The sequence below is a fragment of the Candidatus Defluviilinea gracilis genome (genome assembly GCA_016716235.1).
In the GTDB taxonomy this organism is placed as follows: Bacteria; Chloroflexota; Anaerolineae; order Anaerolineales; family Villigracilaceae; genus Defluviilinea; species Defluviilinea gracilis.
Genome location: JADJWS010000007.1, coordinates 179,842 through 194,583, shown reverse-complemented (window position 1 = coordinate 194,583; position 14,742 = coordinate 179,842). Strand labels below are relative to the sequence as shown.

General features: G+C 54.6%; 15 protein-coding genes and 1 tRNA gene. 8 read left to right on the top strand and 8 right to left on the bottom strand.

The window, feature by feature from the left end; translation table 11 throughout:
- Window positions 1-5 precede the first annotated feature (5 nt).
- A complete protein-coding gene (locus tag IPM31_18930; protein ID MBK9009047.1) occupies window positions 6-641 on the bottom strand; it encodes a 4-vinyl reductase in 636 nt (211 codons plus the stop codon).
- A 12-nt stretch (window positions 642-653) separates the two neighbouring features.
- Complete coding sequence (locus IPM31_18925) at window positions 654-1,001, bottom strand: roadblock/LC7 domain-containing protein (GenBank protein ID MBK9009046.1); 348 nt, start codon at window positions 999-1,001, stop codon at window positions 654-656.
- Window positions 1,002-1,187: 186 nt separating this feature from the next.
- Here IPM31_18925 and IPM31_18920 point away from each other — a divergent pair, with 186 nt between their 5' ends.
- Complete coding sequence (locus IPM31_18920; protein ID MBK9009045.1) at window positions 1,188-2,324, top strand: L,D-transpeptidase; 1,137 nt, start codon at window positions 1,188-1,190, stop codon at window positions 2,322-2,324.
- Between the two features lie 44 nt (window positions 2,325-2,368).
- Window positions 2,369-2,445: transfer RNA gene (locus IPM31_18915), tRNA-Asp, on the top strand.
- Window positions 2,446-2,544: 99 nt separating this feature from the next.
- On the opposite strand, the gene pckA is transcribed toward IPM31_18915, so the two are convergent.
- From pckA to rpmF, 5 genes are all read right to left on the bottom strand, one after another.
- Window positions 2,545-4,188 carry a phosphoenolpyruvate carboxykinase (ATP) gene (gene pckA, locus IPM31_18910; protein ID MBK9009044.1) on the bottom strand — a complete coding sequence of 548 codons (1,644 nt, stop codon included), beginning with the start codon at window positions 4,186-4,188 and terminating at the stop codon, window positions 2,545-2,547.
- Between the two features lie 117 nt (window positions 4,189-4,305).
- Window positions 4,306-5,532, bottom strand: coding sequence for a phospholipase (locus IPM31_18905; protein MBK9009043.1), 1,227 nt, complete (start codon window positions 5,530-5,532; stop codon window positions 4,306-4,308).
- 6 nt (window positions 5,533-5,538) lie between these two features.
- Window positions 5,539-5,958 carry a hypothetical protein gene (locus IPM31_18900; GenBank protein ID MBK9009042.1) on the bottom strand — a complete coding sequence of 140 codons (420 nt, stop codon included), beginning with the start codon at window positions 5,956-5,958 and terminating at the stop codon, window positions 5,539-5,541.
- Window positions 5,955-6,902: an ACP S-malonyltransferase gene (gene fabD, locus IPM31_18895; GenBank protein ID MBK9009041.1), complete on the bottom strand. Its 948-nt coding sequence runs from the start codon at window positions 6,900-6,902 to the stop codon at window positions 5,955-5,957. Before fabD ends, IPM31_18900 begins: the two co-directional genes overlap by 4 nt.
- Before the next feature lie 48 nt (window positions 6,903-6,950).
- Window positions 6,951-7,151 carry a 50S ribosomal protein L32 gene (gene rpmF / locus IPM31_18890; protein ID MBK9009040.1) on the bottom strand — a complete coding sequence of 67 codons (201 nt, stop codon included), beginning with the start codon at window positions 7,149-7,151 and terminating at the stop codon, window positions 6,951-6,953.
- Between the two features lie 257 nt (window positions 7,152-7,408).
- On the opposite strand from rpmF, the gene IPM31_18885 reads away from it, so the two are divergent.
- The 6 genes from IPM31_18885 to secF all read left to right on the top strand — a co-directional run bounded on the left by IPM31_18885 (window position 7,409) and on the right by secF (window position 12,993).
- Window positions 7,409-7,558: a hypothetical protein gene (locus tag IPM31_18885; GenBank protein ID MBK9009039.1), complete on the top strand. Its 150-nt coding sequence runs from the start codon at window positions 7,409-7,411 to the stop codon at window positions 7,556-7,558.
- A 196-nt stretch (window positions 7,559-7,754) separates the two neighbouring features.
- Window positions 7,755-8,471 carry a SpoIIE family protein phosphatase gene (locus tag IPM31_18880; GenBank protein MBK9009038.1) on the top strand — a complete coding sequence of 239 codons (717 nt, stop codon included), beginning with the start codon at window positions 7,755-7,757 and terminating at the stop codon, window positions 8,469-8,471.
- A 293-nt stretch (window positions 8,472-8,764) separates the two neighbouring features.
- Window positions 8,765-9,130, top strand: a complete 366-nt coding sequence (locus tag IPM31_18875; GenBank protein MBK9009037.1) for a hypothetical protein — start codon at window positions 8,765-8,767, stop codon at window positions 9,128-9,130.
- Entirely contained in the window at window positions 9,127-10,623 is a 1,497-nt protein-coding gene (locus IPM31_18870; protein MBK9009036.1) for a M1 family metallopeptidase, read from the top strand. The genes IPM31_18875 and IPM31_18870 overlap by 4 nt, the downstream gene beginning before the upstream one ends.
- Window positions 10,624-10,710: 87 nt before the next feature.
- Window positions 10,711-12,072, top strand: coding sequence for a protein translocase subunit SecD (gene secD / locus IPM31_18865; protein MBK9009035.1), 1,362 nt, complete (start codon window positions 10,711-10,713; stop codon window positions 12,070-12,072).
- 9 nt (window positions 12,073-12,081) lie between these two features.
- Window positions 12,082-12,993: a protein translocase subunit SecF gene (secF, locus tag IPM31_18860; protein ID MBK9009034.1), complete on the top strand. Its 912-nt coding sequence runs from the start codon at window positions 12,082-12,084 to the stop codon at window positions 12,991-12,993.
- A gap of 460 nt (window positions 12,994-13,453) precedes the next feature.
- Here secF and IPM31_18855 read toward each other — a convergent pair whose 3' ends face one another.
- The gene (locus IPM31_18855; protein MBK9009033.1) at window positions 13,454-14,707 is read right to left on the bottom strand and encodes a hypothetical protein; all 1,254 of its coding nucleotides are present in this window, start codon (window positions 14,705-14,707) and stop codon (window positions 13,454-13,456) included.
- Between the last annotated feature and the right edge of the window lie 35 nt (window positions 14,708-14,742).

Sequence of the window (14,742 nt, the reverse complement as noted above, 5' to 3'; positions counted from 1 at the left end):
CCCGATCAGGCAATCGGTTCTTTTTGAATGACGAACTCGCAAACGGCATCGCCAACGGCAACACACTTCGACTCGTTGACGCGAAACTCATTGCCGCCGGACACCCACTTGAGCGCTTCCTGTAATAAACCTGTGGCAAGGTAACACACCGGCTTATCCGCGTTCTTGCGCCCCCAACAACACGGGCATTTATGGATGGTGTAAATGAATTCGGTATCTTTTTCTTCCACCGTGCTGTGCTGGTCGCTTAACTGCGAGAAGATCTTCGCCACCGCCGGAATGCCGATCTTTAATTTGGCTTGCAGTGGAAGCACCACAAAAGCAAGGTCTGCCGCGCCGGCGAGAGCGCCAAAGTTTTTCAACGCGTCTGAAAAGGTGGCGCGACCGGCGCGCAGCGCCAGCCCACGCCCGCCGCGCGGACCGTACATATCCTCCAACGCGCTGCCGATGGCGGAGAGTTCGCCGAAATCGAATCCCTTATCCAGGTTATCGGCAGGGTAATTGTCGATGTAGTTATTCATACCCGCGAGGTTGAGGATGGCGTTCAGGCCATTCTTGCCCATCACTTCCTCGAGCGACTTGATCGTGATCAAACCAAATTTATTGGGGTAATATAGACCGGCTTTTTGAACAGGGCTCATTAGATTCTCCGATTAGATCAGTTTCGCAAGATCTTCCGCGGCGCGACGCATATCCAGAAAGATCAAGCCCAACTTAGCCTGCTCGCGCGCCAAGGCGGTCAGCACAGCCTCTTGCCCCACCGACATCAATAGCACATAACCTTTTTCGCCTTTGATATACACTTGCTCGAGCGAACCGCGACCCAATTCGGTGGCGATCCGCTCGCCGAGCGAAAGCATGGCGGCAGACATGGCAGAAACGCGGTCTTCTTCCACGCCTTGAGGCAGGGCAGAGGCAATGCTCAAACCATCAACGCTAACAACCGCCGACGCTTCAATGTCCGGCGACGATGCTTGCAATTCACGAAGACGATCCACCATTTGTTGAGTGCGAGATTTGGACAAGACAGCCCTCCAAGGGCGCCAACCTGCTTGATGCAGATAGGGGCGATTCAAACTTACAGATATTTTAGATTACGGGGTAAAAAGTGTCAAGCCAGCCGCTTCAAACTCATGCAAATTTACAGAAGTGCAAACATTCAAATGCTATAATTTCCAAAGACTACTATGAAAAAAATTTCCTCTCTTGTCTTTGCCCTGGCGGTTTTGATCAGCGCCAACATGCAACGCCCCGTGTCTGCGCACACAGAATCTGAAAGCGAAAGCGGAGCAGTGTTATGCGCGCCGGATGTCTACCTCGTTGACCCCGGTGATTGCCTGCCCCTCGGACCATCCAACTACCTCGCGGAACTTTCACAACTGGGGTTGACGATTCCTCCGCGCCCGCTCGCATCGAAACACCCGGACCTCAGCCTGACCCAACTCCCCTACTTCTACTTCCACCTCGACAACGATCTTGTTCCGATCCTGAACGGACCTGCCGGCGCTGAAACCGGCAACGCCTATATGCCGGGCTTTGTGTACGTCAGTTATGTGGATCGCGTGGATACCGGGCATGGAATTTACTACATGCTCCAGGATGGCAGTTGGATACGGGGAAAAGGGTCGCGCGTTTCTGAAATCTCCTCGTACCAGGGGCTTGAGTTCACAGCCACTCCCAAGCGACCCTTCGGCTGGGCGTTTGAATATATTCCAATCAAACAAGCGCCGGGGTACAGCGCTCCTGAAACAGGAAATTTCATCAACCCGTTCGCAGAACTGATACAGGTTTATCAAACTCAAAATGTAGATGGCGTGGACTGGAACATGATCGGACCAAATCAATGGGTGGAGGCGCGTAAGGTGGCTATCGTCACTCCCAACACCAGCCCGCCCGCAGGCGTGACGACCGGTCGTTGGATAGACGTAGACCTTGCCGAGCAAACCCTTGCCGTATACGACAATTTTGAAATTGTATTCGCCACCGTCATTGCCAGCGGGCTTGAACCCTTCTGGACGCGCCCCGGTACGTTTCAGATCTATTTGAAAAAAGAAACCGAAAACATGCGCAACAACGACCCGACCGATTTTTACTACCTCGATAATGTGCCCTGGACAATGTATTTCGATAAAGCGCGCGCTCTGCATGGCGCATACTGGCGCACGCGCTTCGGCTACCCTCAATCGCATGGATGCGTAAACCTCTCCGTCGGCGATGCGCATTGGTTATATAACTGGGCAAACGAAGGCGATTGGGTATATGTTCACGACCCATCGGGATTAACTCCCACAGATCCCGCGTTATATCACGACTGGGCATATTGACACTTCATTATTCTGCATGGTAAACTCTCGCCCGCTGTTAGATTGGTCTCGTGGTGTAGCGGCCTAACATGCGGCCCTGTCAAGGCCGAGATCGCGGGTTCGAATCCCGTCGGGACCGCCAAGAATATAAAAGAACCGACCACCAGGTCGGTTCTTTTGTTTCCAAAATTCACATCAGGCGCGCTAGACATGGTCAATACTTTGTTTGACCGACCCCCTGTTAGACCTTCGGTCCCGCCTCAGTCACTTCCTTCGGCGTTTCACCCGCATACTTAGCAAAGTTATCAATGAATTTTTGAGCGAGTTGTTTGTACTTCGCCTCATGTTCCGATCGATCTTTCCACGAGGAAGCGGGGTCGAGAACTTCGGCTGGGACTTCGGGACAAGTGGTAGGAACCTCGTATCCGAAGACCGGGTCGCGGCGGTACTCCACCCCGTCAAGTTTGTCCGTCAAAGCCGCATTCAACAACGCGCGCGTGTGTTTGATCGAAATACGCTTGCCCACGCCATACGGCCCGCCCACCCAGCCGGTATTCACCAGCCAACATTTCACATGATGCTTTTCGATCTTTTGCCGCAACAACTCCGCGTATTTCGATGGATGATGGACAAGAAACGGCGCGCCGAAACAAGCGGAAAATGTGGCAACCGGCTCTTTCCCCAAGCCCGCTTCGGTCCCTGCCAGTTTGGCTGTGTACCCGGAAATAAACTGGTACAACGCCTGATCCACCGACAACCGCGCAATCGGCGGCATGACACCGGTCGCATCCGCGGTGAGGAAAATGATATTTTTTGGATGCCCGGCTTTCTTTTCAGGAACGGCATTTTCAATGAACGTCAACGGGTACGAAGAGCGCGTATTTTCGGTGAGAGACGAATCGTTGAGGTCAATCGCCCGGGTAGCCGGGTCAAACACCACGTTCTCCAGAATCGTCCCAAACATGTGGGTGGTCGCGTAAATTTCCGGCTCGGCTGACTGCGAGAGTCCGATCACTTTGGCGTAGCAACCGCCTTCGTAATTAAAAACACCGTCATCACTCCAGCCATGCTCGTCGTCTCCAATAAGCCGTCGCGTTGGATCGGCAGAGAGGGTCGTTTTGCCAGTGCCGCTCAAACCAAAGAATAACGCCACATCATTTGGATCGTCCGGGTCTACGTTCGCCGAGCAGTGCATAGACATCACGCCACGCAACGGCAAGAGGTAGTTCATCAGCGTGAAGATCGACTTTTTCATTTCGCCGGCATAGCGCGTGTTGCCGATGATCGCCAGTTTGCGCTCGAGATTCAACAGGACAAAAGTCTCGGAGCGCGTTCCATCGCTTGCCGGATCTGCTTTGAAACTCGGCACATCAAGGATGGTGAAGCCAGGCATAAAGTTTTTGATCTCGTCTGAAGTTTCAGGCAGGATGAACATGTTCCGAATGAAAATACTGTGCCACGCCTCCTCCGTCACAAAGCGGACGTTCAAACGATACTTCGGGTCGGCGCCGGCGTACACATCTTGCACGAATACATCGCGCCCTTTTAGGTATTCGGTCATACGGTTATACAGCGCGTCGAATTTCGCGCCCTCAAATGGACGGTTACCGCCCCACCAAACGATCTTTTCCGAATCAACATGCTTCACCACGAACTTATCGTTGGCGGACCTGCCCGTGTGCTGACCGGTATGGGCGACGAAGGGTCCGCCCTCCGTCGTTGCGCCTTCGCCGCGAAAAACCGCCTCCTCGTACAGCCCTTCGGTGGGCAGGTTCCAGTAGGCGGTTCGTAAGCCGTCGATGCCGTGATTAGACAAATCGTAGTCTGCGCGACGGGTCAATGCCGAGTTTTCGGCTGGAGTTGTTCCGTTTCGTGAGTTGCTCATTAAGTCACCTCGTAAAGAAAGGGTAAATTGGGGGAAGTGAAGGGAGCGCCTTCACGTTAATGATAACACCGTCCCGGCGCCGGGGAATTGAGTTTCTTCCTATCAAAACCTGTCAAACTACTGACAGGCGATCGACCCCGGCTGTGGGTCTGTTCCCTGCGACCAGATGCGCTCAAACTCCCGCATATACAAGGAAGCGATGTCGGGGTTGTCGAGGATGATCACGTTCTCGTCGTTGCTTTCCTCGGCGCTCGTGGAAAAATTCAACGAGCCGGTGATCACAAAGCGTTCGTCTACGATAATAACTTTATTGTGCATGAAATTCGGGTTGCCGTCGCGCCGAACCGCGATGCCCGCGCAAGTCAGCGTATCAAACTCCGACGCGTCGGTGTCGCTTCCGACGTTTTCATACACGCCTGCCACGCTCACCCCGTTGCGGGCGCGTTCGATCATGGCATTGGCAAGCGGGAAGTCGGTAAAGCTAAAGGCTAAGAAACGAACGCTCGATTGCGCAAAATTCACAATGGGGATGATCGCCTGCTCCAGCGCACCATCCTCCGAAGTGAAGACCACCCAAATCTGCGTCCCGTTCACATTAACCGATTGCTCGCTCAACTGCGAGGGCGATTTGGGGCCAAATTGCCCATCCCACATCTCTTGAAATTCGCGCTCGTAGATCGCCGCCACGGCGGGCGAATGGATCACCACCACGTTATTTTCCTGCTTGAAGATTCCGTTTTGCGTGAGGTTGGTCGAACCAGTCCACACGGTTTGATAATCGAAGATGATGAATTTGTTGTGCATCAACGCCGAACGGTTGTCGGCGCGTACTTCGATCCCGCTGTTCTGCAATACCGCGAATTGACCGCGACCCGGTTCTTCGTCTGCATCCAGCCCGTGCTCATCGTCGGTCACCCAGCGCACATCCAATCCGCGCTGACGGGCGGCGATCAAGGCTTCGGCAACAGGCGTGAGGTCAAACTCGAAGGCGGCGATGTGAATGGCATTCTGCGCGGCGTTGATCTTTTGGATCAGCGCGCCCTCGATGGAATTTTGCCACTGCGCCGGGTCGTTGATATTGGAACGATCGGTAAAATAAACTTCCCACCACAAGCCGCTTTGGGGTTGCGCGGTTGCCGGAGGGGCGATCAAGGTGTCCACTGGCGGGGCAAATTCACTTGGCGATTGAGGCGGGAATCCCGTCGCAGTCTCTGCGCCGGGTAAGGGAACGTTCCCGGCGTCGTAGCCGGTCAGGGTGGTGATGAATCCGATGATGACGATCAGGATTAACCCGAGGAGTGTTCCCAGTGTGTTTCGTTGTGATGTCCTTCGCCGATTCGACATGAATGCCTATTTCGGGAGGCTCAGCAATTCTTTTAAGTTCAAGATCAGTTGGTGGGGTGTGATCGCCTCGTCGTCAACGAGGCTCAGCAGTTTCCCCAAATCAACGGGAACGTCTTTGCCGCGCAGAGTCTTCCAGTGTTCGGACATTTTATTTTTCAAGTCCGGGCGGCTTGCGGCATCGTACTTCCCTGCCGCCCAATTACCCGCGCCGCGCAGAAATTGACGCAGGGCTTTCATGCGCGGTTCCATAGCTTGCTCGGCGGTTGTATCGTCCATGCCATTGGTGTCTTGCGCGATCTGCGCGGCAAGTTCGATGCCCCAATTCATCAACTCGGTGGCGGGAGCTGTCTCCAGCATGTCAAGCATCGACACGTTGCCGGTCACCACTTTTTTTGCGATTTCCACGCGGGTTTTGATATCGGTCACGCTGACTCCAGCGCGAAAAAATCTTGAGGGTTGCCCAGCGGGAATCGTTGCGCGGCGGGATCGATCCTCTTGACCAGCCCCAGTAAGACATCCCCGCTTCCCGCCTCGACGTATACCTGTATGCCGCTCCCCATCAGCGCCCGCGCCGATTCGGTCCAACGCACGCGCGATTGCATTTGCGCTTTGAGGTCTGCGCGCAATTCGTCGGCAGTGGTCATTGGCTTGGCGTGGACGTTTCCGATCACGGGGATCTTGGGGTCGGTGATCGCGCTGGCGTCAACTGCGGCGTTCCACTCGGTTTGAATCGAATCCATCAACGGCGAGTGCGCGGCGATGCTCACTGCCAGCGCAACCGCTCGTTTCGCGCCGGCGGCTTTTGCCCCAGCCATGGCTCGCTCCAACGCGGGCTTGTGACCGGAGATCACCACCTGCCCCGGACAATTATCGTTGGCAACTTGCGCAATCTCACCGGCAACACTGGCTTCGGCGCAAACTTTTTCCAGCGTTGGAATATCCACGCCAAGGATTGCCGCCATGCCGCCTGGGTTCACTTCCCCGGCGCGCTTCATCAATTCGCCGCGCGTACGGACGAGTTGTAGCCCGGCGCCAAAAGGTAACGCCTCGGAGGCGGTCAGCGCGGATAGCTCACCGAGAGAATGTCCCGCCAGTGCAGCAGGTTGAAAGTAAGGGTGAAGATGCGCGAAGGTCATCCATGCGGCTATGGAGTGAAGGTACAATGCCGGCTGTGTGTTGACCGTCTCGTCCAGTTGCTCTTTCGGTCCGTCCCACATCAATTGCGACAGGGAGAACCCGAAGAGCGCGTCGGCTTCGTCGAAGAATTGGCGGGCGATAGGGTATTGCGCGGCGAGGTCTTTGCCCATGCCCACAGATTGGGAGCCTTGACCGGGGAATAGAAATGCAGTGGTTTGAGAATCGAGTTTCATAGGGCTTAAAACACAAACGGGTCGTGATGGTCACGACCCGCCGGTGGTTTACTCGGACTTTTTCTTTTCTTTCTTGACTTCGACAACTTCACGCCCTTCGTAAAACCCGCAGTTCGGGCAGACCGTGTGCGGCAGGCGCAGGGAACCGCAATTCGCGCAGGAGGTGAGGTTGCGGGGTTGCAAGGCATCGTGGGCGCGGCGCATGTTTCGGCGGCTTTTCGAATGCTTGCGTTTTGGATGTGGAGGCATTGGTCTTTCTCCTTGATAAATTCAGTAGCGCCGGCTTGAGCCGGCGCTACGGTTTTGACGACAGCGGGCAGATTATAGCGGGTGGGGATAGGCGCGTCAAGGATGGGAATAGGGCTTGTGTTTGATATCGCGCGCGAATACGAAAGCCGTTTGTAAGGGGTTTCATTCGCCTGCAAAACGCATCCGAGCAAAAGTTCATCGTATAATTCAAGCGTGGTGGAACCCATGCAACCCAATCACACAAGGAGTTGGACACAATGTCGACAACGCTTATCGCAATCATAATCATCGCGATCGTAATGGCGGTCATCGGAATCTCCATGAACAGATCGCGCGCCCGCCGCGAACGCAATTTTCGCGGAGGCGAGGACAGCCTCAATACTTCCGAGAAGCGCGGCGAGAAATAATAGGGCAATCGCATTTGGATTTTTTGTCCGCTAATCCTTGCGAATTCGCGCTAATCTTTCTCGGAAAAATTCGCGCAGATTGGAGAGAATAGCGGATTCGAAGGCAAAACACCGTGTTTTGAGCCTCGAGATTTTCTAATGCGATTGCCCTACGAGAAATAACAAGCCGCGAAGAACTCCATAGTAAAATCAAGGCATGGAGTTTCAGATCGCAGTCGCCAAAGTCAATAAATATGCCACATCTGAAAGCGGGGACACGCTGGAAGTTGTTGAACGCCCCAATGGAGGGTTGTCGATTGTGCTTGCCGACGGGCAGACTTCCGGGCGCGGCGCCAAAGCGGTTTCACAAATGGTTGTCCGCAAAGTGATCGGCTTGCTCGCCGAAGGCGTCCGCGATGGCGCGGCGGCGCGCGCGGCATCCGACGCGCTCTTCACCGACAAACAAGGGAAGGTCATCAGCACGCTCAACATCGCCTCGCTCGACCTGCACAGCCGCACCATCGTCCTCACCCGCAACAACCCATCCCCTCTTTATATTTGTCGCGGCGAATCGATCGACCGCTTCGACGCGGAAAGCACTCCCTTGGGAGCCTCGCGCGACGCGCGCCCGCTCATCACCGAATTACCCATCGAGGTGGGGCTGACCATCGTAATGTATACCGACGGGCTGACTCACGCCGGCGAACGGCGAGGCACTCCAATGGAAGTCGGCGAAGCGATTCGGTCTGTGCTGGAAGATCAAGATCCCAGCCCCCAATCGCTGGCCGATTCGCTTTTGGCGCATGCGGTCCGGTTGGATGACGACCGCCCGGCAGACGATATCAGCGTGGTGGTGGTGAAATTTTCATCGAACACCGGGGATAACGTTCGCCGCATGACGGTTCGACTGCCGATCCACGGAATTGCCGCATGAACCCTCTACCGTGTTGGGGATACAGTTGCAGCGCAACCGCGAGCGAACAAACCCCGGGAAGTTATTAATGTACTCTCTACCGTACATCTGCACCGCTAAGTGTCGCCATGTCGCCATGCGACACCTGCAAAGAACGCAAAGAAAACCTTTTTAACTTGGCGGACTTAGCGTGCTTTGTGGTAAAAGTCTTCTCATGTATGGTAGAGAATTAATGTACCAGCCCTTAGCGGTTCAACTGTGTCATGCGCGCAGTCGCCAACGCATGAAAAAGTTCAGCCAATAGTGAAATAAAAATGGAGCCTCCGAGTAAGCCCCCGGTGATCGGTGTTGTTGGTCCGTGCGGTTCGGGCAAATCCACCTTGATCGCCGGGCTTGAGAAACACGGCTTTACCTGCCGGCACATCGCGCAGGAACATTCCTACGCGCAAGCCATGTGGCAGATCATCGCCAAACCGGATATTCTCATCTACCTCCACGCTTCATTTGAAACCAGCACGGCGCGACGAAAACTCGACTGGCTCGAAAAAGATCACACCGAGCAACTCCGCCGCCTGACCCATGCGCGCGAACACGCCAGCCTGCTCATCGAAACCGATGAGATGACGCCGCAAGAAATTTTGAACACAGTTTTGGATTTCCTCCACAGGACGCCTTCATGAAACTCCGCATCGCTTCTCTCCTCCTGTTCGGCCTGTTCGCGCTTTCCTGCGCATTTCTCCAGCCCACGCCGCCCCCCACACCCGAAGTTTCCCCAACTCCTGATCTGCTAGACACGGCATGGGACGATCGCTCCATCTTCAAAGATGGATTAGTCCCATCCGCTCAACGAGCGCTGGACGAAATGGACGGCGCAACGGTTTATCACATCGAATTGGAGATTGCCGACACCCTCTCCCACGTGAACGGTTCGGAGGAAGCGCGCTACACCAATACAGAAAGCGAACCGTTAACCGAAGCGCGCTTTAGGCTGTTCCCAAACATCCTTGGCGGCAAGATGGAGATAGCCAATCTACTTGTGAATGACGCAACCGCAACGCCGCGCTACGACCTGCGCAACAGTTTGATGATCGTCCCGTTCTCCGCGCCGCTTGCGCCGGGTGAAAGCGTTGTAATCAGCATGGATTTCACGGTGGAAGTTCCCCGCACAGTAGAGCTGAACTACGGTGTGCTCGCCTACGATCAGGATGTGCTTGCCCTCGCCCATGCTTACCCAATGGTTTCCGTGTTCGATGACGAGGGGTGGAATGCTGAAATCCCGCCACAAGAAGGCGATGTGACCTACGCCGACGCGTCTTTTTTCATCGTTAAAGTTACCGCGCCAAAAGGCGTGACGGTGGTCACGTCCGGGCGGCGAGTCGGCTTCACGGAGGCTGAGCAAACGCACTCGGTGATCGTTGCGAGCGGTCCCGCGCGCGATTTCTATCTAGCGGCGAGTCCGACGTATGTGGAAACCTCCATCAACGCGGGAGGCGTCCTCATCCGCAGTTACACAACGGCAGAGTTTAGCGAAGGTTCGCAATCTCTGGTTGAAACAGCCGCGCGGGCGATCGAAGTTTTCAGCGAACGCTACGCGCCCTACCCCTACACCGAACTTGATTTTGTCTCGACCCCAACGCTGGCGTTAGGCATCGAGTACCCGGGCATGATCGCCATCACCTCCTGGATCTACGATACGCAAAACGGCGCCGCCAACGAATACCTCGAGGCGACGGTCGCGCACGAGGTGGGGCACCAATGGTTTTACAATCTCGTTGGAGACGATCAATTGGACGACCCCTGGCTGGATGAGTCGTTGACCCAATTCATCACCTTGCAATATTTTATCGACACGTATGGCGTCGCTGGCAGTGAGGGATTCAAGAGTTCGCTCGAATTCCGCTGGGATATGATCGCGCGCGAAACTATCCCGATCGGGTTGCCCGTCAATCAATACGATGGGGCAACCTACAGCGGAATTGTCTATGGTCGCGGACCTTTGTTCTTCATTGCGCTGAGAGATATGATGGGCGAGTCGGCTTTCGACTCATTCTTGAAAGAATATACCCAATCGCTCGCATGGAAGATTTCCACCCCGGAAACACTCCAAACGATGGCGGAGAAAAACTGCGCCTGCGAGCTGGACGATATTTTCAACGAATGGGTGTATCCATAGGCGGATGGTAGTATAATAACCGCCGCGTGGCGACCAAGCCTTAGACGGCGAGTGCGCCACATTTTTATGGATGGAGAGAACACCCGCATGCTTCGTAACTTAACCAACAGGCTTTTACTCATCGGACTTGTGCTTATGCTCGCGCTCTGGGTAGACACAAATGAAAATGTCCAGATTCCCAATCCTTTTAAAGACGACGGCTCCCCCCTGTTTCAAATCGACGTGAAACCCCGGCTCGGTCTCGACTTGCAAGGCGGCTTGCAGGTTCTGCTCGAAGCCGATATTGCCGACGATGTGAAAGTGTCGCGCGAGGAAATGGAAACTGCTCGCAATATCGTTGAAAACCGAACCAACGCCCTGGGCGTCAGCGAGAACGTTATCCAATTGGCGGGCGAACGGCGCATCGTGGGTGAATTCCCCGGCGCGGAAGATACCGACGCAATCCTCGATATTATTCAACAAACGGGCTTGCTCGAGTTTGTAGACACCGGGAGCTACGCTCCCCCGGAAGGCAGTACTCTGCAAACCGATTTTGTCCCCGGCGCATCCACCCCGCAAACTCCCGCAGATGGCGCGACGGTCTTCCACACGATCATGACCGGCAAAGTGTTGCAGGGCGTGAATGTGGGCGTCACCCAAACGGGCGAACCGGCGATCGATTTCGTTCTTAATTCGGAAGGAGCCGCCCTATTTGCCGAACACACAGCGGCGAATATCGGTAAATATCTCACGATCGTCCTCGATAAACAGGTGATTAGCGCGCCGATCATTCAAAATGCGATTACAGGGGGCCAGGGTTCGATCAGCGGCAGTTTCACGCCGGAATCGGCGAATGCGCTGGCGGTGCAGTTGCGCTATGGCTCCCTCCCTATCCCGTTGAAAGTTGTCGAAACGCGAATCATCGGTCCCACCCTTGGCGAAGACTCGCTCCAGAAAAGCCTCGTAGCTGGGCTGATCGGCTTCCTCATCGTTGCCCTCTTCATGATCATTTACTATCGCCTGCCCGGCCTCGCGGCGGTTTTGTCCATTTTGGCATACGCCGCCATTTTGTACGCTGTCTTTAAATTGATCGGCGTCACCCTCACTCTGCCCGGTATCGCCGGCATCATGTTAAGCACTGGTTCGGCTTTGGATGCGAACATCCTGATCTTCGAACGGTTGAAAGAAGAACTCCGCTCCGGCAGAAGCCTGCGGCAAGCGTTCGACCAGGCATGGAAGCGCGCCTGGCCCTCCATCCGCGATTCAAACGTTGCCGCCCTCATCACAGCAGTCATCCTGTTCTGGTTCGGGAGTTCCTTCGGCGCCACGATCGTCAAGGGTTTCTCCTTCACGCTTGCCATCGGCGTGATCATCAGTTTGTTCTCGTCGCTTTATATCACCCAATCTTTTCTGGCGCTTCTATTCAACATCGTCAAACCGACAAACTACGAACGCTCGATGGGCATCTAGGATTTCCTCATGAATATTCTCGGCAAACGCTACATTCTTTTCGGCTTTTCTCTCTTGATCATCATCCCCGGCTTGGTCATCATGTTCACCCGCGGGATTCCTCTTTCCATCGACTTCAAAGGCGGGAGCCTGCTCGAAGTGAAATTCGACGCCGCGCAACCGGCGCCGGGCGAAATCCTTGAAGTCTACGAAACTTCGGGAATCAAAGACTCGCAAGTGCAAACTAGCGACACCGGCAGTTTTATCATTCGATCCGAGTTTATGCAGAACGAAACCCGCGACGCCGCGCTCACCGCGCTCACAGCCAGGTTTGGAAAACTCGAAATCGTTCGCTTCGACAGCGTAGGACCGAGCATCGGCGAGCAGGTCACATCGCGCGGAACGCTCGCAGTCATCGTATCTTCGCTACTCGTGGTGCTCTTCATCGCATGGTCCTTCCGAGGCGTGCAAAACGCCTTCCGCTATGGGATCTGCGCCATCCTTGCCATGATCCATGATGTGGCGATCATCTTTGCCATCACCGCCTACGGCAGTCTGCTGTTCGGCTGGGAGATCGACGCGCTCTTCCTCACCGCCTTGCTAACCGTGATCGGCTTTTCCATGCAAGACACCATCGTGGTGTTCGACCGCATCCGTGAAAATATGAGCATTTACCGCCGACTCGATTTCGAGACCCTCGTCAACCACTCCATCGTGCAAACCCTGCAACGCTCCATCAACACCCAGTTGATGACCGTCGAATTCCTACTGCTGGCGCTTATCATGTTCGGCGGCGCCACCCTTCAAGAATTTGCGTCAATCTTGTTGATCGGGCTGATGAGCGGAACCTATTCATCCATCTTTATCGCCGCCCCCATCCTTGTTTTATGGGAAAACCGCGAATGGGAAAAGTGGTTCAAACCCAAAGCGCTCGCCAACTAGAACGAAATCAAAAACAAACCCACCCGAGATCAATCGTTCGAAGGTGGGCTTATTTTTTGGGCGGTAATTCACGAAAAAAAAACGCCGATCAAAGCAAAGATCAGCGTTTTCTGCGCCCGGGTAGGTTTGGGGCAAATTATATTTATCGCCTACGCAACCACACAAGGATATTTAACAGAAGAGAACGAAAAGTTGTCCGCCTCACGGTGAACATGGGTAGTGGGTAATCCCTCTCCTCATAGGACTTCAACCGCATTAGCAATCGGACAACATCCTGGTTTGGCTTGGTTCGATACATGGTCCGCGCGTGCTCTGGAATCATTGGATATGCATACCGCCTACAGGACGCCTGAACAATAAGGATGTTACAAAAAACATCCCGCCATAATCACAGGCGGGATTGTTAGACAAACAAACGCTTCATTCGCAGGGACGGTTGCCCCGCCAGTGGCTGGCTGACCTACCCCCCCAACTCCACCGCCAGCGTATCGTAATAGGTACCGGCGCCAAAGCCGTCGATGAGAATGTGGTCAAGCGGCTGTAATCTCGGCAACTCCCTGAGAAAAGCGATCATGTTCGACGCCGCGCTCACATTCCCAAAGTCGCTCAACAACCACGGCATCGGCAGGACGATCCCGTCGTTTTGCAGGTGTTTTTCCTTGAGCTTATTGATCTTGTAGTTGGCGTGGTGCACGATCGCCACAGCGAACGACTTTCCGGCAATACCCAACTCTTCCACCCGCGTCTGATACGCCGCGTACACATCGCGCACCACCTGCACACCCGTCCGCACGAACAACTTGACCATGCCCATCGGCCCAGCCATGGCAATAGAGGACCCATCGTGAGGCTCGTGCATCAAACCCGCCACACGGATATTATTTGCCGATGGTTCGGTCACATCCACATTGTACCCATCCGCTTTTTGTTTGGAATGGGGGTAATACATTTGCACTTGCAACACGCCGTCTTTGTCAAACGCCTCATGCGATTTACCGGCAAGAAACTTCATCGTCTTACCGGGGATGACGCCCACCACCCCGGCGGCATTCCCAAACAACTGTAGCGCGTTGGCGTCATGCGAAGAACCCACAAAGCGGCTCAGTCCCTCGATACCGCCGACCAACACCTTTTTCCCGTACAACGATTCGGCAATATTTTGATTCAATTGAAGGTTTTCCGGCAACGTTGGGTTCAACGCCAAATGGAGCGAACTGGTTGACCCATCGCACGCTTTATGGGTGGCGACCTTCAGGGCGCTCTCCGGAATCCCCGCGGCTTTTGAAATCTGATTAAGGTAATCCGGCGAAAGCGGCGCGCTCATGCCAATAAGCACACCGGCCACCTCGGAAGGATTCCAGTTGCACGCTTTGATCGCCTCGCTTAGAAATTTCGCTCCAACTTCGATCTCGAGTTGCGCGTGCTGTTCAGGCGTAAGATTGAGGGGAATGTGATGGCGACTGCGAAACCCCAGATCGGAGAGGTTCAACTTTTCGTCGATCGGCAGGGGGTGACCCAGCCGCTCTTCAATGAAAAAGTGAAGGTTGTCGTTGCTAAAACTTTCTCCCCAGGTTCCATAGACGCCGCCAATTCCAATCGACGGATTGCTGACCGGCTCCATTCCGAAGGGAATGCCAGCGCCTATTTCAATTACGCCTTTTGTAATATTTGGGCGGTCGTAAAACGATTCGGATTTTGTTACTTCAAGTGTCATCTCAAGGCTCCTTACTATCTATGTAGCGCAAACCC